Below are 18,685 nucleotides of genomic sequence, written 5' to 3'. Positions count from 1 at the left end.
ATGGGATGGCATTCTGCCGGAGAGTCCGGGCCCGCATCCGGGTATCGGTTCAGCAAGGGCACTCTCATGAGGCGGCGGCGGATGAACGACACCTTCCGGCTGGGCCGGATCGTCGGCGTGCGCGTCGGCGTCAACTGGACCGTCCTCGTCGTCTTCACTCTTCTGGCGTATGGCCTGGCCGCCGACCGCCTGCCCCAGTCCTACAAGGGCCTGCACCCGGTCGTGTACGTCCTCGGCGGGCTGGTCACCGCCGCGGCGTTCATGGCGTCGCTGCTCGCGCACGAACTCGCGCACGCCGTCGTGGCGCGCCGCAACGGGCTGACCGTCGACGGCATCACCTTGTGGCTGCTGGGCGGGGTGGCGCGGTTCGAGGGCGAACCGGACAGCCCGGGCGCCGAACTGCGGATCGCGGGGGCCGGACCTCTGGTGAGTCTACTGCTGGGCGTGGTGCTGGCCGCCGGGTCCGCGGTCCTGCTGCTGGCGGGCGTGGAGGGCCTGGTCGCCGGATGCCTGGCCTGGCTGGCGGCGATCAACGTGGTGCTGGCCCTGTTCAACGTGATCCCGGCGGCGCCGCTGGACGGCGGGCGGCTCGTGCACGCCCTGCTGTGGCGGCTGTCCGGCGACCGTACGAAGGCGACCCTGCACGCCGCCCAGACCGGCCGCGGGTTCGGCTGGGCCGCGATGGTGGCCGGGTTCTACGTGTCGCTGTGGACCTTCAGCGGGCTGTGGCTCATCGTCATCGGCTGGTTCCTGATCGCCGCGGCCGGGATGGAGGCGGGCCAGGCCCGCGTGATCGCCCGCCTGGAGGGCATCACGATCGGCCGGATCATGACGCCGGACCCCTTCACGGTTTCGGGCTCGATGACGGCGGCGGAGTTCTCGCGGGAGATGCTGCCCCGCCACCGTCACACCGCCTACCCGCTGGTGGACGAGGGTGTCGTCCGCGGCATCGTGACCGCCGAGCGGATCGGCGAGCAGGACCCGTCCGCGCCGGTCGGCGCGGTCGTGGAGGAGGCCGGGCGCACCGCGGCGCAGACCTCGCTGGCCGAACTGCTGCCCCGCCTCGCCCGCGAACGCCTGCTGGTCTTCGACGGCGAGCGCCTCGTCGGCATCGTCACGCCCCGCGACCTGACGCGCGCGCTCGAACGCCTGCCGGCCTCCTAGAAGCCGCGGAAGATCCCGTCCTCGCCGGCGGCGCCGGCGAACTCGGCGAAGTCCATGTTGGAGATCGACAGGTTGTTCTCGATGCTCCACAGTCTCTCGGCGATCACCCGGACCGCCCGCCCGCGCTCGGCGCGCAGGTCGATGACCAGCAGCGGCATCTCAGGCGAGCCGAGGGCGGTGTCGTCGGCGACGATCACGATCGGATGCCCGTCCGGGGTCAGCTCGAGGATCCGCTCCGGCGGCAGGTCGCGGTAGGCCGGGTCGTCGATGTAGTCGACGTGAGCGAGGAACTCGTACTCGTTCGGCGTCTCGACCACCGTGCGCAGGGCTTCCCACGCGGCCGGATCGGCGAAGCCGGTGCGCACCAGCGGCGTGTATTGCGTCCTGGGCAACGGAACGGTCATCGGCGGTCCTCTCGGTCTCCGGCTGTGGGGACACACCGGGGCGCCCCCGTACCGATGATTTTTCCGCACCGTGCTGGTCTTGTAGGCCGAGTACCGACTTACGGGAGGCTGACGCCATGCGGAGACTGACCTTTGGCATGAACCTGAGCCTGGACGGCTACATCGCCGCGCCCGGCGACGATCTCGGCTGGAGCGTGCCGAGCGACGAGCTGTTCCAGTGGTGGTCCGACCGGGTGGGGGCGACGGGCCTGGCGCTGTACGGGCGCAGGCTGTGGGAGACGATGAGCTCCCATTGGCCGACCGCCGACCAGCGGCCGGGCGCCACACCGGCGGAGATCGAGTACGCCCGCCGCTGGCGGGACATGCCGAAGGTGGTGTTCTCCTCGAGGACCAGCACGGTCGACTGGAACACCCGCCTGGTCACCGGCGACGCGGTCACCGAGATCACCCGGCTCAGGGCCGAGGACGGCGGCCCCATGGACATCGGCGGCGCCACCCTCGCCGCGGCGGCCATGCGGGCCGGGCTGATCGACGAGTACGTGCTGGTCACCGCACCGGTCCTGGTGGGCGGCGGCACGCCGTTCTTCACGGCGCTGGACAACTGGGTGAACCTGACCCTGGTGGAGACCCGGACGTTTCCCGACGGCGTGCTCCTGACCAGGTACGAGACCAGGCGCTGAGTACCCGACCTCGGACCGGCCCGGGCTTCGGGCCGATCCGAGGGTCGACCTCGGACCTCGCCACAAAGTTCGACGCACCCCAGCGGATTCACCTCGAACGTATGTTCTACCATGGGCGGATGCGCTGGGACGCTTTGTCACTCGACGGCCAGGAGCCGGGCCTGTTCGGCCGGCCGGTGACGGTCGACACGCCGGAGTTCCGCGGGATCACCTTCCACGAGATCCGCGCCAAGTCGATCATCAACAAGGTGCCCGGCGCCTCACGGGTGCCGTTCACCTGGACGATCAACCCCTACCGGGGCTGCAGTCATGCATGTATTTATTGCCTATATGGCGAAACGCCGATCCTCATGGCGGATGGGCGCACCAAGCCGATTCGGGACCTGCGCGTCGGCGACGCCATCTACGGCACGGAGGTCAAGGGCTCCTCTCGTCGCTATGTCGTGACGGAGGTGCTGGCGCACTGGAAAACGGTCAAGCCCGCATATCGCATCCGCTTGAAGGACGGAACCGAGCTGATCGCCAGTGGCGATCACCGTTTCCTGAGCGACCTCGGATGGAGGTACGTCACCGGCACCGACCAGCGCCCGCACCTGAAGCTCGACAGCAGGTTGGTGGGGACGGGCGGGTTCGCCGCTCCTCCGAAGAATGAGGCGGACTACCGGTTCGGCTATCTGTGCGGATTGCTGCGCGGCGGCGTGAATCTCGGGTCATGCGCATCTTCTCCTGGCCATGAGGCCCTGCGTCGCGCGCGGTTCTTCCTGGAGGATCTCGGTGTCCCCGCCGAGCGTCTGATCGCCTGGCCCGACATTACGACGGACGAATGGCGGAAGGGCTTCCTCGCCGGCATCTTCGACGCCGAGGGAAGCTGCTCAGGCGGTGTCCTGCGCATCCCCCACCGCGACCCGGACACCAGCCATGCGATCACGAGCAGCCTGGAACGTCTCGGATTCGACCACACCGTCGAGCGACCGCACCGGCGGTCGCTGGGCGTTGTCCGGCTGCCGGGTGGCCTCGCCGAACATCTGAGGTTCTTCCATCTGACCGACCCCGCGATCACCCGGAAGCGGGACATCGAAGGCGTCGCGCTCAAGAGCAGTGCCGAGCTGGGCGTCGCGTCCGTCGAAGCGATCGGCATCGACGTGCCGATGTACGACATCACCACGGGGACGGGCGACTTCATCGCGAACGGCGTCGTCTCGCACAACTGCTTCGCCCGGGGCACCCACCGCTACCTGGACTTCGACACCGGTCAGGACTTCGACTCCCAGATCGTGGTGAAGGTCAACGCGCCCGAGCTCGTCCGCCGGGAACTGGCCGCGCCCCGGTGGGCCGGTGAGCACATCGCGATGGGCACCAATGTCGACTGCTACCAGCGGGCCGAGGGCCGCTACCGGCTGATGCCGGGCATCATCGAGGCGCTGCGCGACCACGCCAACCCCTTCTCGATCCTGACCAAGGGGTCGTTGATCCTGCGCGACCTGCCGCTGCTGGAGGAGGCCGCCGAGCGCACCGAGGTGGGCGCGGCCGTGTCGGTGGGTTTCGTCGACAAGGAGCTGTGGCGGCTGATCGAGCCGGGCACGCCGAGCCCGCTCAAACGCCTGGAGGTGTGCGCCACGCTCGTCGAGCACGGCATCGGCTGCGGCGTGCTGATGGGCCCGATCCTGCCGTACCTGACCGACACGCCCCGGCAGCTGGACGCGGCGGTCCGCCGCATCGCCGAGGCGGGCGCGTCCTCGGTGTCGGCGATCGCGCTGCACCTGCGCCCGGGCGCGCGCGAGTGGTTCATGCGGTGGCTGCGCGAGTGCCGTCCCGAGCTGGTCGCCCCGTACGAGCGGCTGTACGGGCGCGGCGCGTACGTCCCCAAGGACTACCAGCGGCGCATCTCCGCCAAGGTCGCCGAACTGGCCGAAAAGTACGGCATCGGAGGCCGCCGCAACCCCCGCCGCCTGTCCGCCCCGTCTCCTCCGCCGGCCGCCCCGGGGCCGGTCGCCGAGCAGCTGCCGCTCCTGTGACGCCGGGCCCGTACCCGATGCTGATGGTTCCGCGCGATACGGGAGGTGCCGCACGTCGATGGTGAATCGTGAAGCCGCGCTCGAGGATCCGGTGGGCGAATCGCTTCGCGGTCACCACGCGCGCCTCGCCCGCCGGTTCGGCCGGGCCGCGACCTACCTGCCGGGAGTCGCGACCTTCTGCGCGGTGCCCGCCGACCCCGGTCCGGCGGAGTGGGCCGACCTGTCCCGGCTGCTGGGCCCGGGCGGGTTCGCCGACATGTTCAGCTGCCCGGCGACACCGCCGCCGGACTGGGAGCCGGTCTTCGTCCTCGAAGGCCGGCAGATGATCTGGCCCGGCGACGGCCGGCCCGATCACCCGTGGGCCGAGCCCGTCACCGGTGTCGTCGAACTGGGCGCGGACAGCGTGCCCGAGATGCTCGACCTGGCCGGGCGGACCCGCCCGGGGCCGTTCTGGTCGCGCACCCACGAACTCGGCACCTACCTCGGCGTCCGCGACAACGGCACGTTGGTCGCGATGGCGGGCGAACGTCTCCGGCCGCCGGGCTGGACCGAGATCAGCGCCGTCTGCACGGCTCCGGAGGCACGGGGGCGAGGCCACGCCGCCCGCCTCGTCGGCGCGCTCGTCGCACGGGTCCTGGCGCGTGGCGAACGTCCCTTCCTGCACGTGGCCGAGACGAACACCGGCGCGATCACCCTCTACGAGCGGCTCGGCTTCACGACCCGCGAGCCCGTGACCTTCCGGGGCTTCCGCACACCGTGACCGGGCGCGCCCGCGCCGAAACCAGGTTCCGGCCGCCGCCGTGGCCGGTGGCGTACGCTCTTTGATCATCGTCCCGGCCGGTGTCACCACCGTCCGCAGCCGATGAACCACCCGAGGGGACGTCATGACCGACACCGATACCGGCTCCACCCCGGTAGTGATCGACGGTGGCGACCGCGCCTGCGTGCGGCTCCTGCTGGAGCTGCGCGGACGGCTGGCCGTACTGCCCGCCGGGACGATCGTCCACCTCATCGCCGCCGATCCGGCCGCACCGCTGGACCTGGCCGCCTGGTGTCACATGACCGGCCATGTCTATCTGGGTCCCGTGCCGCCGCCGTACGGCGACACCCCCACGTACGGGCTGCGCGTGGCCGTCGCCCCGCGCCCGACCCAGCCGGACTCGCCGTGGCGGCCCCGGACCTGACCCGGCGCCCGCTTTCAGGAGCGCTCCGACTCGGTAGGGTGAGGCCGCGTGGAGGTCTACGAGCGCCGGGACGGGGAGAACGGCGAGCTGGTGCTGCGCGGCGACGGCCGGCATCTGGAGATCATCAGCAACGGCGTGTTCCTCATGGACACTCGCGCCGGTGAGTCCGAGCGCCTGCTGGTCCGCGCGCCGCTCGAACGCCTGGCGCGGCCCGCGGACGTCCTGATCGGCGGGCTGGGTGTGGGCTTCACCCTCGCCGAGGCGCTGCGTTCCCCGTACGCGCGGTCGGTGACGGTCATCGAACGCGAGCCGGCGGTCATCGGCTGGCACGAGACGCACCTGCGGCCCTTCTCCGGCGGCGCCCTGTCCGACCCGCTCGTGCGCGTCGAACGCGCCGACCTGGCGGCGTGGCTGCGCACGAGCAAGGCCGCCTTCGACGCGGTGTGCCTGGACATCGACAACGGGCCGGACTGGACGGTCACCGAGGGCAACGCCGCCCTGTACGGGCCGGAGGGTCTCGCGCTGCTGGCCGGGCGGCTGCGGCCGGGCGGGGTGCTGGCGGTCTGGAGCGCCGGCGCCGCGCCGGTGTTCGAGGCGCTGCTGCGCGAGCGGTTCGCCGACGTCGCCGCCCACGCGGTGCCGGTGCCCCGCGGCGAACCCGACGTGGTCTACCTGGCCTCGGCCCGCCCGGCGTAGCGCGCGGCCAGTTCCTCGGTGCGCTCCTTGGGCCAGGGGCAGTGGGTGACGCCGCGCAGGTGGTCGGCGAGCACCTCCAGGTGGGTGTGCCAGGCGGCCAGCGTGGTGGCGGGCTCGTCGGCGGGGCCGGTCTGGGTGAGCACGACCCGGGTGCCGGCCGGGTGCCCGCCGGTCAGTTCCCAGCGCACCCGCCCGGCCGGTGCGCCGTCGCGGAGCCAGGCGTACTCCAGCAGCTGTTCGTCGCGGACGGCGGTGAGGTCGCCGGCGGGGACGTAGGCGTTGGTGGCGGGCAGCGGCGGCGGCCCGCCGACGGCCGGTTCCCCGTTCTCGGTACGCGTCAGCGCCGGCCAGACCTGCTCGACCGGATGGGGCAGCAGCCGTTCGAACCGGATCGTGCCGTCGCCGGCGCGCAGGGTGCCCTCCCCCAGGCCGAACCGCGCGACGTAGGCGTCGTGGCGTTCGGCGTAGCGTTCGGGCGCGATGAGGGAGCCTTCGACGGGTCCGGCGAGGGTCTTGTCCAGCGCGCCGAGGCAGGTCTCCCAGCCGGTGGCGAAGCTGCCGGCCATGGGCCGGTCGGTGAAGGTGTGGGTGAAGACCAGCCGGGTGCCGGTGCCGTCGGGTGTCAGCTCCATGCGCAGCGCGTCGCCGTTCCAGGTGAGGGCGAACACCCGGGGCGGGTCCAGTTCGATGATCCGCCCTTCGTCGGGCGCCGCCTCGCCGGCCGGGTAGGTGTAGCGGATCCGGCCGCCGGGGCGCGGATCCATCTCGACGATGGCGGGGAACCAGTGCGCCATCTCGGCCGGGTCGGTGACCGCGCGCCAAACCTTCTCCACCGGGTGCGCGAGGCGGCGTTCGAACCGCAGGACGCTGCGTCCGTCGGTGGTGTGCAGGGTCGCGTTCATGAGTCGTCTCCCGTCTGCGCGGACGCGCCGCCCGGCTCGTCGTCGGGCATGGCGTCCAGGTGTCGTTCGAGGGCGTCCAGCGAGCGTTCCCACAGCCGCCGGTACGGCCGCAGCCACGCGTCGATCTCGGCGAGCGGTTCGGGCCGCAGCTCGTACCAGCGGCGCTGCGCCTCGGCGCGGACGCGCACCAGCCCGGCCTCGCGCAGCACCCGCAGGTGCTTGGAGGTGCCGGGCTGGGTGAGGCCGAGCGCCTGGGTCAGCTCCGCGACGGGGCGGGGACGTTCCAGCAGCAGGTCGAGGATCCGCCGCCGCGTCGGCTCGGCTAGCACATCGAATGGTGTGGGCACGCAGGGAACATACCCAACTGGCTATATGCCAGTCAAGGTATATAGCCGGGCAGGCTCAGTAGTAGCCCTCGACGGGAACGCGCGCCTCCTCGTACAGCGCCGGGCCCTCCTGCGGCACGTCGGGCCATCCGCCTCCCGGCTTGAGGCCGGCGAGCTGCTCGTCCGACAGCGCGTACACCACGCGGCCCAGGCCGGAGCGTGCGATCGCCCCGGTGCACATCTGGCACGGCTGGCAGCTGGTGTACATCGTGGTGGCCGCCGCGGTCGCGGGGTCCAGCTCACGCGCCGCCCACCGGGCCAGTTTCAGCTCCGGGTGGGCGCTGATGTCGGCGCCGGTGACGGTCGTGTTGCGCTCCTCGGCGAGGACCGCGCCGTCCGGGCCGGCCAGCAGCGACCCGAACGGCGGGTCGCCGGCCGCGCGCGCCTCGGCGGCCAGGGCGATGGCCCGGCGCAACAGGTCGTGAGGGTGGGATGGCATGGTCACTCCGATCGGTCGGTGGTGAGGGAGGCGGCGACGGTCGCGAGCGCCCGCCAGGCCTCCTGCGGGCGGCGGGTCTCGGCCGGGTCGCCGTGGAACGGGTCGAGCACGACGGTCTCGGCGCCGAGGCGGCGCAGTTCGTCCAGGTCCGCGGTGACCTGTTCGAGGGTGCCGTGGCCGGCGAGCCGGTCCGGGCCGGTGAGGGGTTCGGCGGTGAGCCGCAGGGCGATGCGGGGCGTCAGCGCGGGCACGGGCCGTCCCTGGTCGCGCGCGGTGGCGGTGAGGCGTTCGCGGGCCTGCCGCAGCCACGGCAGGGTGATCCGCAGCGGGTGCCAGGCGTCGCCGAAGCGTACGGCCCGGCGGATGCCCGCGTCGCTGTTGCCGCCGACCCACAGCGGGATCGACCCCGCGCGGTAGTCGGCCGTGTCGGCCCAGGCGGCCCGTACCGCGCGCAGGTGCTCGTCGGTGATCCGGCCGCGTTCGCCGTATGGCACGCCGAGCGCCGCGAACTCCTGCCGGGCCCAGCCGACGCCCACGCCCAGGACGAGACGGCCGCCGCTGAGGTCGTTCAGGTTCGCGGTCATGCGGGCCAGCAGCAGGGGATGCCGGTACGGGACGATGACCACGGTGGTGCCGAGCCGGATCCGTTCGGTCACGCCGGCCAGCCACGACAGCGTGGTGAACGGCTCATAGAACGGTGCCGGGTACTGCTCGGCAACGTCGGGCGTCACCACCACGTGGTCGGAGACCATCAGCAGGTCGAAGCCGAGCCCCTCGACCGTGCGCGCCCAGTCGCGCAGCACGCCGGGGTCGGTACCGGGCCCGAAGTTCGGGACGTTCACGCCGATTTTCACCATTTCACGCTATCCAGGCGATCACCGCCGACGGAAGGGATCATCACCGGCGTTGACCGCGGTCAGCCGTTGATCTGACGGTATATTCACGACATGGCCGAGGATCTTGACGCGACGGACTGGGCGATCCTGGGGGAGCTGCAGCGCGAGGGCCGCGTCCCCCTCACCGAGCTGGCCCGGCGGGTCAGCCTCAGCGCCTCCGCGACGACCGAGCGGGTCCGGAGACTGGAGGCCGCCGGTGTCATCACCGGCTACCGAGCCGAGGTGGACCTGGAGAAGGTCGGCTACCCGGTGCTCGCCGTCGTCCGCCTGAAGTATCCGGGCAACCGGCACGAGCCGCTGCACCGGCTGCTGGAGGAGCGCGCCGAGATCCTGGAGTGCCTGCGCACCACCGGCGATGACTGTTACACGCTGAAGGTCGCCGCGGCCTCCATGACCCACCTGGAGAAGATCGTCGGCGAGCTGACCGACTTCGGCAGCACCACCACCAACATCGTCTACCGCCAGACCCTGCCCTTCCGCGGCCCGCGAGCGACCTCGCGGACCTGAGGCCCGCCGCGCGCCCGGCCGGCGGTACGGTGACCGGGTGCGAGCGGTGGTGTTCGAGGAGTTCGGGCGGATGCCGGACCTGCGCGAGGTGGCCGATCCCGCGCCGTCGCCGGACGGGGTGGTGATCAGGGTCGCCGCGACCGGGCTGTGCCGCAGCGACTGGCACGGGTGGATGGGTCACGACCCGGCCATCGCGCTCCCCCACGTTCCCGGGCACGAGTTGGCCGGGGTGGTCGAGGCGGCCGGGCCGCGGGTCACCGGGTGGCGGGCCGGGGACCGGGTGACGGTGCCGTTCGTGTGCGCGTGCGGGCGCTGCCCGGCGTGCGCCGCCGGCGAACAGCAGGTGTGCGAGCGGCAGACCCAGCCCGGGTTCACCCACTGGGGCTCCTTCGCCGAGTACGTCGCCATCGAGAACGCCGACGTGAACCTGGTCGGCCTGCCCGAGGGGCTCGGTTTCGCGGCGGCGGCCGGCCTCGGCTGCCGGTTCGCGACCGCCTACCGTGCGCTCACCACGCACGGGCGGGTCGCGCCGGGACAGTGGGTGGCGGTGCACGGCTGCGGCGGTGTCGGCCTGTCCGCGGTGATGATCGCGGCCGCGGCCGGTGCGCGGGTCGTCGCCGTCGACGTCTCCCCCGCCGCGCTGGACCTGGCCCACGCGTTCGGCGCCGGGACGTGCCTCCAGGGCCCGGACGGCGTACCCGAGGCGATCGCGGAGGTCACCGGCGGCGGCGCGCACGTGTCCCTGGACGCGCTCGGCGACCCGCGGACCTGCGCGAACTCGATCGCGTGCCTGCGCCGCCGCGGACGGCACGTCCAGGTGGGCCTGTTGCCGCCGCAGGCGGGCCCGGCGGCGCTTCCGATGGAGCGGGTCATCGCCTACGAGCTCAGCGTGCTGGGCAGCCACGGCATGCCCGCCCACGCGTACGGGCCGATGCTGGACCTGGTCGCCGCGGGCACGCTGCGCCCGGACCGCCTGATCACCACCACGATCGGCCTGGCCGGGACGCCGCAGGCGCTGGCGGCCATGGGAACCACCTCGCCCACCGGCGTCACGATGATCGAGCCTTAGGCCCTAGTACGTCTTGAGCGTGATCGCGGTGGCGGCCCGGTGGATGGGCGCGACGGCCTTGGCCATGATCCGGTCTTTGCCCGGCAGTTTGTCCAGGAGGCCGAGCGTCGCCATCGAGAGCCGGACCTGCCCGCGCGTGCGCATCACCATCCGCTTGATGTTGGCCGGGCCGAGCCGCTGGTTCGCCTCGGCGAACGGCCGCATCTCCCGCTCGTAGGCCGCGAACCCGCCGCGGTGGTCTCCGCCGGCCGCGGCCAGTTCGCCCGCCAGGACGTACGCGCCGACCATGGCCAGGCTGGTGCCCTGGCCGGACGCCGGCGAGGCGCAGTGCGCGGCGTCGCCGAGCAGGACGACCCGGCCCGCCGACCACTGGTCCAGGTGAACCTGGCTGATCGAGTCGTAGTACAGGTCGGGTGCGGCGACGGCGGATTCGACGAAGCGCGGCACCTCCCAGCCCTCACCGGCGTAGACGGACGCCAGGGCGCGCCGCCGTTCCGCGGGGCCGTCCGGCTCGCCGTCCAGTTCCGCCGAGCCGAACAGGAACATCGCCTTGGCGCCCTCCTCCCCCGCGGTGCTGTAGGCGAGCATCGTCTTGCCGGGACCGACGTAGGTGACCTCCTCGCGATCCAGTCGAAGGTGGTTGGGCACGTCGCAGATCGAGATGCGGTAGCCCAGATCGCGGACGAACCGCTCTTCTGGCCCGAACGCCAGCGCGCGGGTCACCGAGTGCAGCCCGTCCGCGCCGATCACCAGGTCGAAGGTGGCGCTTCGCCCGCTCGCCAGGTCGACCTCGACCCCGTCGGGCGTCTCGCGCAGGGCGGTGATCGAATCGCCGAAGAGGCAGGTGACCGACTCGGCGGTCCGCCGGTACAGCAGGTGGTGCAGGTCGCCGCGCAGGATCTCGGCGTCGCCGTGGGTCCGGCCGCCGAAGGTGTCGCCGTCCATGCTCGCCACGCTCTTGCCGGTCGCGTCGACGACGGTGCCGCGCCGTACGCCGGTGCGCAGCGTGCGGATCTCCTCCAGCAGTCCCATGCGTTCGGCGACGGTGAGCGCCGCGCCCCGGATGTCGACCTTGTAGCCGCCCGCGCGCAGGGCGGGGGCGCGCTCCACGATGGTCGGGGTGAAGCCGTGCCGGCTCAGCCAGTAGGCCAGGGTGACGCCCGCGACGCCCGCACCGGAGATCAACACGTTGGCGTTCTTCATGATCACGGCTCCTCGCACCGTCCTGCCCCAGGCCGTTCGCCTCGGGTGACGCCAACGGTACAAGCGTGTTAGACAATTGTGCAAGACGTCCGTGTTAGACGTTCGTCTCGTCAGTGGATAGAGTCGGCGGCATGGGCAATCGTGAGGATCTGCTGGACGGCGCCCGGCGCTGCCTGCTGGAGAAGGGATACGCGCGGACGACCGCGCGCGACATCGCGCAGGCGTCCGGGGTCAGCCTCGCCGCCATCGGCTACCACTTCGGTTCCAAGGACGTGCTGCTGCACGAGGCACTGCGCGGCGCGATCGAGGAGTGGGGCGACCGGATCGCCGCCGCGATGACCGCCGCGGCCAGCGCCGACGCGGACCCGGCCGGACGATTCGAGGCCACGTGGGCGAGCATCCTCGACGCGTTCGCCGAGACCCGGCCGCTGTGGGCGGTCCAGTTCGAGGTCCTCGCCCACATCGAGCGCACCCCCGAGCTGCGCCGCGTCTTCGCCGCCGCGAACCGGCAGGCCCGCCTGGGCCTGGCCGAGCTGTTCGGCGTCGACGCGGAGACGCTCGGCCCGGACCGGACCGAGAGGATCGGCGCGTACCTGCAGGCCCTGCTGTCGGGCACGGCCGCCCAGTGGCTCCTGGACCCCGGCGGCGTGCCGTCGGCGGGCGACCTGCTCGACGCCGTACGGACCTTCTCCGCCGCGCTGGGGCCGTACGCGGAGTGAAGGCCGGCGGGGCTGGTCGGTCCGGCGGAACTGGGCGATCGCGGCGGCGAGCAGGCCCGCGCCGAGCACGATGACCAGCCCGACCTCCGGCAGCGGAGACACGTGCCAGCCGAACCAGGTGACTCCCGGGTTGAACCGGGCCTTCAGCGCGGGGCTCGCGGTGATGTGGGCGAACACCCATCTCCCGCAAGAACCCGAACTCCCGGTCTCAAAAGATCGAGGAGGCCGAGAACATCCCGGTGAACATCACCGACATCGCGATGACGCCGGGGAAGATGAAGGTCTTCAGGTTCACCGTGCCGCCGCCGGAGACCATGGAGCCCAGGCCGGTGCCCAGCACGAGCAGGTACAGCACCGGCTGGATCAGCTGGGAGATCATGCGGCTGCGGTCGTAGCGGAACCGCAGCAGCTCGCGGTGCAGGACGAACTTTCGGCGATCAGCCGCGGCACGAACGCCTCGCCGGAGGGCACCGCGAAGGTGACCGCGCCGTCGTGCACGCCGGCCTCGACGCCGAAGCGTTCCCGCAGTGCCGCGATCGCCGCCTCGTCGCCGGTCGTGATCTGCACGCGGTCCCTGCCGACGCCGGCCTTGAGCGCGCCGGGGATGTCGAGCACGACGATCTCACCGTGATCGATGATCGCGGCGCGGGTCTGGGGGTCCAGGCCGACGGTCGGCTCGTCCAGGAACAGGACCGGCGGTGAGTGCAGGTAGGTTCTGCTCGGCGGTCAGGTACGCGTCCAGGGTGGGGTCCTGGAAGACCAGCCCGATGTCGCGGCGGACCTCACCGCGCTCGCCGACGATGTCGTGACCGGCCACGTACGCGGCGCCGCCGCTGGGACGCACCAGCGTGCACAGCATCCCGATCGTCGTGGTCTTGCCCGCGCCGTTGGGTCCCAGGAATCCGAACACCTCCCCCCGGCCGCACCTCGAACCCGATGCCCTTGACCGCCTCCAGGCCGCCGTACCGCTTGGCCAGGCCCTCCACCGCGATGGCCGGCCCCGCGGGCGCGTTCACTCCTCTTCGCCGAGGTCCTCGGCGAGCAGCCGGTACAGCGACCGGCGCGCGTCGGTCAGGATCCGTCCGGCCTCCTGGTGCTGGGCGGGCGTGCCGGCCTCCGCGACCTGCCGCAGCGCCATGGCCATCCGCACGAACAGCGTCCGCAGGTCGACCATCTCCTCGCTGACCGACTCGGCGACCGCCGCCCAGGGCTCGGTGAGCGCCTCCTCGTGCGCGGCCACGTGCGCACGGCCCTCGTCGGTGAGCTGGTACGTGCGCCGCCCGGACTCCTCCTTCGCCCGGACCAGCCCCTCGTCCTCCAGCTGCTGCAACGCCGGGTAGACCGAGCCGGGGCTGGGCCGCCACAGGCCGTGGCTGCGCTCGGCGATCTCCTGGATGATCTGGTAGCCGTTGCGCGGGCCCTCGGTGAGCAGCGCCAGGGCGGCGGCGCGCACGTCGCCCTTCCGCACCTTCGGCGCGACGCCGGGCGGCGGCGCGCCCGGTCCGAACAGATCCGGCATCGGCGGCGCGCCCAAAGGAGGAGCCGGCGGCGGGAACGGCGCGCCGTGCGGTGGATGCGGTGGATGCGGTGGCGGTGGGGGATGCGGGCCGTCGCCCGGGCCGCCCGCGGCGAGGAATACGGCCGGGTCCATCGGCCCCGGCAGCCAGTCGTCCATGTCGCACCTCCAGCGATGATCTAGACATGTTAACGATATATCTAGAGAGTTCGTCGAACAAGGTGGAATGTCCCTGGCAGTCGGCGATGGCCGCGCCCGGCCATGGCAGGATCCGGCATCAGGCGCGGCGGCGCAGGTCGGACCGGTCCCCGCGACCTCACCGGATGCAGGGATCACCACTGTTTGAACAGGTTCAAAAATCCCGTACAGTGGTTCACTGTGAACGTCGCTGTGGGAATCCCCGACCGGCTCGCCGTCCGGACCACCGTCGTGTCCGGCGACGTCTCAGCGCACGAAGACCTGGTGGCACGCCTGCCGCACTCCGAGGCGCTCGCCTGGATCCGGCACGGCGAAGGCATCGTCGGCTGGGGTGAGGCCGCGCGGCTCGTCCTGCCGGGCGGCGAGGACCGCTTCACGCGCGCCCGCGAATGGCTCGCCTCCGTGTTCGCCGCCGCGTCGGTCGAGGACCCGCTCGGCGTCCCGGGGTCGGGCCCGGTCGCGTTCGGCAGCTTCTCCTTCGATCCCAAGTCCGGCGACTCGGTGCTCATCGTCCCGCGCGTCGTCCTCGGCCGCCGCGACGGCCACGCCTGGTACACCACGATCGGCGGCAACCCCGAGCCGCTGGCGCTGCTGCGCCCGCCCGTACCCCCCACCGGCGTCCGCTGGGCCGACGGCGCGGTCGACGCCTCCCGCCACATGCGCGCCGTGGCCGCCGCCGTCGAGCGGATCCGCGCCGGGCACCTGTCGAAGGTGGTGCTCGCCCGCGACCTGCTCGCGACCGCCGACTCCCCCATCGACACGCGCGTCCTGCTGCGGCGCCTCGCCGACCGCTTCCCCTCCTGCTACACCTTCGCCTGCGCCGGCCTCGTCGGCGCCACCCCCGAACTCCTCGTACGCCGCGTGGGCGGGCAGGTCGAGTCGCTCGTGCTGGCCGGCACGATCGCCCGCGACGCCGCCGACGACGTCTCCGCCGCGGCCCTGTTCGCCTCCGCCAAGGACCGCGAGGAGCACTCCTACGCCGCCGACATGGTCCGCGCCGCCCTCGCCCCGCTGTGCCGCGAGCTCACCGTGCCCGACGAGCCGGAACTGCTGCGCCTGTCCAACCTCATCCACCTGGCCACGCCCGTACGCGGCCGGCTGAGCGAAGAACGCTCCGTCCTCGACGTCGTCGCCGCGCTGCACCCCACCCCCGCCGTCGGCGGCACGCCCACCACCGACGCGCTCGAGACGATCCGCGAGCTGGAGCTGATGGAACGCGGCCGCTACGCCGGGCCGGTCGGCTGGATCGACGCCCGCGGCGACGGCGAATGGGGCATCGCGCTGCGCTGCGCCCACATCGAGGGCACCCGGGCCCGCCTGTACGCCGGCGGCGGCATCGTCGCCGGCTCCGACCCGGCCGCCGAACTCGCCGAGACCCAGACCAAGTTCCGCGCCATGCGCCACGCCATCGACGGCTGAACCGCAAGGTCCTGCGGAGGCGTTCCTTCCGCGTCGTCCGAGGCGATTTGATAGAGGCGGCTTGTCGGGTCGAGCGCCTGTGGCGCGGGTCGTTAGGGGCGAATTCGTGGAGTGGAGCTTTCTTCCGGCCGAGGCGCTCACGGCCGCCTTGCGTGCCGGTGAGGTCACCTCGGTGGAGCTGACCGACGAGGCCATCGCTCGTATCGAGCGGGACGACAAGGTGATCAACGCGGTCTGCGTGCCGGACTTCGACCGTGCGCGGGCCGCCGCGCGCCGGGCCGACGAGGCGCGCGCCGGTGGTGAGGACCGGCCGTTGCTCGGTGTTCCGGTGACGGTCAAGGAGTCCTACAACGTCGCCGGGCTGCCCACGACCTGGGGGATGCCGCAGTACGCGAACCATCTGCCCGTCGAGGACGCGGTAGCGGTGTCGCGGTTGAAGGCCGCGGGCGCGGTGATTCTCGGCAAGACCAACGTGCCGTTCATGCTGCAGGACTGGCAGAGCTTCAACGAGATCTACGGCACCACCAACAACCCGTGGGATCACGACCGTACGTCGGGTGGATCCTCCGGCGGGTCGGCGGCGGCGCTGGCATCGGGATTCGGTGCGCTGTCCATCGGCTCCGACCTCGCCGGTTCGCTGCGCAACCCGGCGCATTTCTGCGGTGTCTACGCGCACAAGCCGACGTTCGGGCTGGTGGCGACCCGAGGAATGGTGCCGCCGCCCGCACCGGCGTTGCCGGTCGACGGCGACCTCGCCGTCTGCGGTCCGATGGCCCGCACCGCCCGCGACCTCGCATTGCTGCTGGACGTGATGGCGGGACCGGACCCGCTGACACGCGGCGTCGCCTACGACGTGACGCTGCCGCCCGCGCGCCATCAGCGGCTGAGCGACTTTCGGGTCCTGGTCCTCGACGAGCATCCGTTCATTCCGACCGGGTCCGCGGTGCGGGCCGGGGTGAACCGGGTGGCCGACGCACTCGTCGACGGCGGGGCCCGCGTCGAACGGCACAGTCCGCTGCTGCCCGATCTGGCCGAAGCCGCGACGCTCTACGCGCAGTTGTTGTGTTCGAACCAAGGCGCGCGTATTCCCGCCGAGGCGTACGAGCGGCTGCGGATCCGCGCCGCGGGACTGAGCGCGGACGATCAGGGTCTCGACGCGGCGCGGCTGCGCGGCATGGTGTTCAGCCACCGCGACTGGATCGAGGCGGACTTCCGCCGTGAACTGCACCGCCGTGGCTGGCGGGAGCTGTTCGCCGAGTTCGATGCCGTGGTGTGTCCGATCACGTCGGTCCCCGCGTTTCCGCACGACCACAATTCCGATCGCGGGGAACGCCGGATCGACATCGACGGCGTCGAGTACCCCTACCTCGACCAGTCCGTCTGGGCCGGTGTGGCGACCATGCCCGGCCTGCCCGCCACCGCCATACCCGCCGGCCGGTCCTGCGAGGGTCTGCCGGTGGGAGTGCAGCTCATCGGTCCGATGTTCGAGGACCGCACCCCGCTGCGGCTGGCCGAACTGCTCGAGCAGAGGATCGGCGGCTTCCAGGCACCGAAGTAGGGGTCAAAGCCGCGGGCGCTGTCGGGGACTTTGCGGCGTGCTCGGCGAGATGCCTGTGCCGCGCCGAGAGTCGCCGCAGTACAGGCGTCCGTGAGGATGCTCTTCTCCTGCGTCTACCTGCTGGAGGACTGCGGAGTGCCGGGGGCCCGGTCGTAGGTGAGGAAGGCAGCTCCGGTCTTGAGGACGGTGTGGTCGATGAGCTCCCAGGCGTTGGGCGCGAAGACCGTGGTCCGTCCGAAAAGGGGGATGCCGGAGCCGATGGTGAGCGGGCTGAGTTTGATGATCACGCGGTCGATCTCGCCGTACAGTGCGCCGGCCAGTTCCCCGCCGCCGACGAGCCAGATGTCTTTGCCGCCATCGCGCTTCAGCTCCCGTACCGTCGCCACCGGGTCATCGGCGACGAGTTGGATGCCTGGATCCGGGCTTTCGGTCAGTGTCCGGGAGAAGACCAGGTGCTTGAGGTGGGCGTAGGCGTTGGTCACGTTGGCCGCGAGGCCGACCTCATAGCTTTTGCGGCCTTCGACGACGGTGTCGAAGTGGGTGCCTTCGGCGGTGACACCGAGCGCGGCCCGGGCCGGCCCCGGCAGGGTCTCGGGGTACTCCCCGATGAGGTGCTGGATGTAGTCCTCGGACGGGGACCAGAAGCCGCCGGGGCCGCTGGGGTCGGAGCCGTCGGGGCCGGCGATGAAACCGTCGAGGGTGGAGGCGATGAAGTACACGAGCTTGCGCAAAGTCAGTCCTTTGTTGATCGGTCGGCGTGGCCGGTGCCGGTCGGGGCCGGACGCCACCGGGGTGTCACTTTGTGGCTGTGGGGAACGGAGTGACGAGGCGCGCTACTGCCTGAGTGACCAGTTCGTCGCGCTCGGCGTCTGTGAAGACGTCCGGAAGTGTGAGCTGCTCGACGATCAGCCAGTTCATGGCCAGGTACATCAGCAGGACGGCGGTTGCGCCGCCGGGCAGGCCCGCGGCCTCGTGCCGGGTGACGTTCTCATCGATGTCGGCGCGGACCCGCTCGGTGAGCAGCGTGCGCAGCTCTGGCCTTCTGGTGGCCTCCAGCCGAAGCTCCAGCATCGCCAGGTGCCCGGAGCGGAAGGCGGCGACCCTGCCGATGCTCTCCCGCAGCATCGTGCCGTACGACGCGGCGTCCCGTGCCTGGTCGAACATCTCGGTGAGTGCGTCCTCCGCGGGCCTGAGCCGCTCGTAGACGCGGACGCCGGCCTGGACGAGCAGCTCGTCGCGGTTGCGGAAGTAGTTGGACGTGGTGCCGATGGGCACCCCTACCTCCTTGTCGAGGGCGCGCTGCGTCAGGCCCCGCGCCCCCTCGCGGGCGAGAACCTCGATGGCGCCGTCGAGCAGCGCGGCCCGACGGGCCGGGTTCTGACGCATCCCACACCTCTTCCTCGCTTTGAAGTACTCCCAGGAAACCACTTCAGGTGAAGTACGTCAACTGAAGTACTAAGTACCGCGTTCGAAGGTCCGGTGCGCACCCCGGCGGTACGTAGGCCCGGGTCGGCCTGAGTCAGGAGATGCGGACCTTTTGGGTCGCGGTCACTCTCGTTGTGCGGGGTCCCGGTAGCAGTGACGAAATTTCGGTCGGATATGGACGCCACCTGCGGTGATGTTGAGGCGTAGGGTCTGGTTGGTAGGGTTGCGATCACTGCGGTTTCACGAATCCGACCGCCGGATCTGAAGCGCCGCCGCCCGATTACCCCAACCGCGCCGGCGCACCA

23 protein-coding genes are annotated in these 18,685 nt (G+C 71.8%); 11 read left to right on the top strand and 12 right to left on the bottom strand.

The genetic code is table 11. From position 1 onward, the window contains the following. Positions 1–81: 81 nt before the first annotated feature. The gene (locus QSK37_RS21625; protein WP_285623975.1) at positions 82–1,164 is read left to right on the top strand and encodes a site-2 protease family protein; all 1,083 of its coding nucleotides are present in this window, start codon (positions 82–84) and stop codon (positions 1,162–1,164) included. Here the strand turns inward: QSK37_RS21625 and QSK37_RS21620 are convergent. Next, positions 1,161–1,568 carry a DUF6924 domain-containing protein gene (locus QSK37_RS21620; protein ID WP_285623972.1) on the bottom strand — a complete coding sequence of 136 codons (408 nt, stop codon included), beginning with the start codon at positions 1,566–1,568 and terminating at the stop codon, positions 1,161–1,163. The genes QSK37_RS21625 and QSK37_RS21620 overlap by 4 nt on opposite strands. A gap of 116 nt (positions 1,569–1,684) precedes the next feature. Between QSK37_RS21620 and QSK37_RS21615 the strand changes: the two genes are divergently transcribed. From QSK37_RS21615 to QSK37_RS21595, 5 genes are all read left to right on the top strand, one after another. Further along, a complete protein-coding gene (locus QSK37_RS21615; protein WP_285623969.1) occupies positions 1,685–2,248 on the top strand; it encodes a dihydrofolate reductase family protein in 564 nt (187 codons plus the stop codon). A 119-nt stretch (positions 2,249–2,367) separates the two neighbouring features. Beyond that, positions 2,368–4,263 carry an intein-containing Rv2578c family radical SAM protein gene (locus QSK37_RS21610; RefSeq protein WP_285623967.1) on the top strand — a complete coding sequence of 632 codons (1,896 nt, stop codon included), beginning with the start codon at positions 2,368–2,370 and terminating at the stop codon, positions 4,261–4,263. 58 nt (positions 4,264–4,321) lie between these two features. Beyond that, positions 4,322–5,023, top strand: coding sequence for a GNAT family N-acetyltransferase (locus tag QSK37_RS21605; RefSeq protein WP_285623965.1), 702 nt, complete (start codon positions 4,322–4,324; stop codon positions 5,021–5,023). Positions 5,024–5,147: 124 nt separating this feature from the next. Next, entirely contained in the window at positions 5,148–5,447 is a 300-nt protein-coding gene (locus QSK37_RS21600) for a sulfurtransferase TusA family protein (RefSeq protein WP_285623961.1), read from the top strand. Between the two features lie 48 nt (positions 5,448–5,495). Continuing rightward, positions 5,496–6,143, top strand: coding sequence for a spermine/spermidine synthase domain-containing protein (locus QSK37_RS21595; RefSeq protein WP_285623960.1), 648 nt, complete (start codon positions 5,496–5,498; stop codon positions 6,141–6,143). Here the strand turns inward: QSK37_RS21595 and QSK37_RS21590 are convergent. The 4 genes from QSK37_RS21590 to QSK37_RS21575 are packed head-to-tail and all read right to left on the bottom strand — an operon-like array spanning position 6,116 to position 8,724. After that, positions 6,116–7,045, bottom strand: a complete 930-nt coding sequence (locus QSK37_RS21590) for an SRPBCC family protein (protein WP_285623958.1) — start codon at positions 7,043–7,045, stop codon at positions 6,116–6,118. The genes QSK37_RS21595 and QSK37_RS21590 overlap by 28 nt on opposite strands. After that, positions 7,042–7,392, bottom strand: a complete 351-nt coding sequence (locus QSK37_RS21585) for an ArsR/SmtB family transcription factor (RefSeq protein WP_285623955.1) — start codon at positions 7,390–7,392, stop codon at positions 7,042–7,044. Before QSK37_RS21585 ends, QSK37_RS21590 begins: the two co-directional genes overlap by 4 nt. Before the next feature lie 55 nt (positions 7,393–7,447). Then, positions 7,448–7,870 (bottom strand): nucleoside deaminase, encoded by a 423-nt coding sequence (locus tag QSK37_RS21580; RefSeq protein WP_285623952.1) that lies wholly within the window; start codon positions 7,868–7,870, stop codon positions 7,448–7,450. Between the two features lie 2 nt (positions 7,871–7,872). Beyond that, positions 7,873–8,724 carry an LLM class flavin-dependent oxidoreductase gene (locus tag QSK37_RS21575; protein WP_285623950.1) on the bottom strand — a complete coding sequence of 284 codons (852 nt, stop codon included), beginning with the start codon at positions 8,722–8,724 and terminating at the stop codon, positions 7,873–7,875. A 93-nt stretch (positions 8,725–8,817) separates the two neighbouring features. Here QSK37_RS21575 and QSK37_RS21570 point away from each other — a divergent pair, with 93 nt between their 5' ends. Both QSK37_RS21570 and QSK37_RS21565 read left to right on the top strand, forming a co-directional pair. After that, positions 8,818–9,273 (top strand): Lrp/AsnC family transcriptional regulator, encoded by a 456-nt coding sequence (locus tag QSK37_RS21570; protein WP_285623948.1) that lies wholly within the window; start codon positions 8,818–8,820, stop codon positions 9,271–9,273. Between the two features lie 37 nt (positions 9,274–9,310). After that, positions 9,311–10,342 carry a zinc-dependent alcohol dehydrogenase family protein gene (locus QSK37_RS21565; RefSeq protein WP_285623946.1) on the top strand — a complete coding sequence of 344 codons (1,032 nt, stop codon included), beginning with the start codon at positions 9,311–9,313 and terminating at the stop codon, positions 10,340–10,342. A 3-nt stretch (positions 10,343–10,345) separates the two neighbouring features. On the opposite strand, the gene QSK37_RS21560 is transcribed toward QSK37_RS21565, so the two are convergent. Next, entirely contained in the window at positions 10,346–11,545 is a 1,200-nt protein-coding gene (locus tag QSK37_RS21560; protein ID WP_285623943.1) for an FAD-dependent monooxygenase, read from the bottom strand. Positions 11,546–11,676: 131 nt separating this feature from the next. On the opposite strand from QSK37_RS21560, the gene QSK37_RS21555 reads away from it, so the two are divergent. Continuing rightward, positions 11,677–12,264: a TetR/AcrR family transcriptional regulator gene (locus QSK37_RS21555; RefSeq protein WP_285623940.1), complete on the top strand. Its 588-nt coding sequence runs from the start codon at positions 11,677–11,679 to the stop codon at positions 12,262–12,264. A 208-nt stretch (positions 12,265–12,472) separates the two neighbouring features. Here QSK37_RS21555 and QSK37_RS21550 read toward each other — a convergent pair whose 3' ends face one another. The 4 genes from QSK37_RS21550 to QSK37_RS21540 all read right to left on the bottom strand — a co-directional run bounded on the left by QSK37_RS21550 (position 12,473) and on the right by QSK37_RS21540 (position 13,939). Next, complete coding sequence (locus tag QSK37_RS21550; protein ID WP_285623937.1) at positions 12,473–12,643, bottom strand: hypothetical protein; 171 nt, start codon at positions 12,641–12,643, stop codon at positions 12,473–12,475. Further along, positions 12,640–12,879 carry a hypothetical protein gene (locus QSK37_RS51480; RefSeq protein ID WP_349497982.1) on the bottom strand — a complete coding sequence of 80 codons (240 nt, stop codon included), beginning with the start codon at positions 12,877–12,879 and terminating at the stop codon, positions 12,640–12,642. Before QSK37_RS51480 ends, QSK37_RS21550 begins: the two co-directional genes overlap by 4 nt. 7 nt (positions 12,880–12,886) lie before the next feature. Further along, the gene (locus QSK37_RS51475) at positions 12,887–13,174 is read right to left on the bottom strand and encodes an ATP-binding cassette domain-containing protein (protein WP_349497981.1); all 288 of its coding nucleotides are present in this window, start codon (positions 13,172–13,174) and stop codon (positions 12,887–12,889) included. A gap of 102 nt (positions 13,175–13,276) precedes the next feature. After that, entirely contained in the window at positions 13,277–13,939 is a 663-nt protein-coding gene (locus QSK37_RS21540) for a PadR family transcriptional regulator (RefSeq protein ID WP_285623934.1), read from the bottom strand. A gap of 219 nt (positions 13,940–14,158) precedes the next feature. Here QSK37_RS21540 and QSK37_RS21535 point away from each other — a divergent pair, with 219 nt between their 5' ends. Together QSK37_RS21535 and QSK37_RS21530 are read left to right on the top strand one after the other, a co-directional pair. Beyond that, on the top strand, positions 14,159–15,397 hold the full coding sequence (locus QSK37_RS21535; protein ID WP_285623932.1) for an isochorismate synthase: 1,239 nt from the start codon (positions 14,159–14,161) through the stop codon (positions 15,395–15,397). 106 nt (positions 15,398–15,503) lie between these two features. Next, on the top strand, positions 15,504–16,955 hold the full coding sequence (locus QSK37_RS21530; RefSeq protein WP_285623928.1) for an amidase: 1,452 nt from the start codon (positions 15,504–15,506) through the stop codon (positions 16,953–16,955). 113 nt (positions 16,956–17,068) lie between these two features. Here the strand turns inward: QSK37_RS21530 and QSK37_RS21525 are convergent, their stop codons facing one another. Together QSK37_RS21525 and QSK37_RS21520 are read right to left on the bottom strand one after the other, a co-directional pair. Further along, complete coding sequence (locus QSK37_RS21525; RefSeq protein ID WP_285623926.1) at positions 17,069–17,686, bottom strand: dihydrofolate reductase family protein; 618 nt, start codon at positions 17,684–17,686, stop codon at positions 17,069–17,071. Between the two features lie 64 nt (positions 17,687–17,750). Beyond that, a complete protein-coding gene (locus QSK37_RS21520) occupies positions 17,751–18,341 on the bottom strand; it encodes a TetR/AcrR family transcriptional regulator (RefSeq protein ID WP_285623923.1) in 591 nt (196 codons plus the stop codon). Positions 18,342–18,685: the final 344 nt, after the last annotated feature.

The sequence above is a fragment of the Actinoallomurus iriomotensis genome, assembly GCF_030269445.1.
GTDB lineage: Bacteria > Actinomycetota > Actinomycetes > Streptosporangiales > Streptosporangiaceae > Actinoallomurus > Actinoallomurus iriomotensis.
This window is presented reverse-complemented; position numbering and strand designations above follow the sequence as displayed.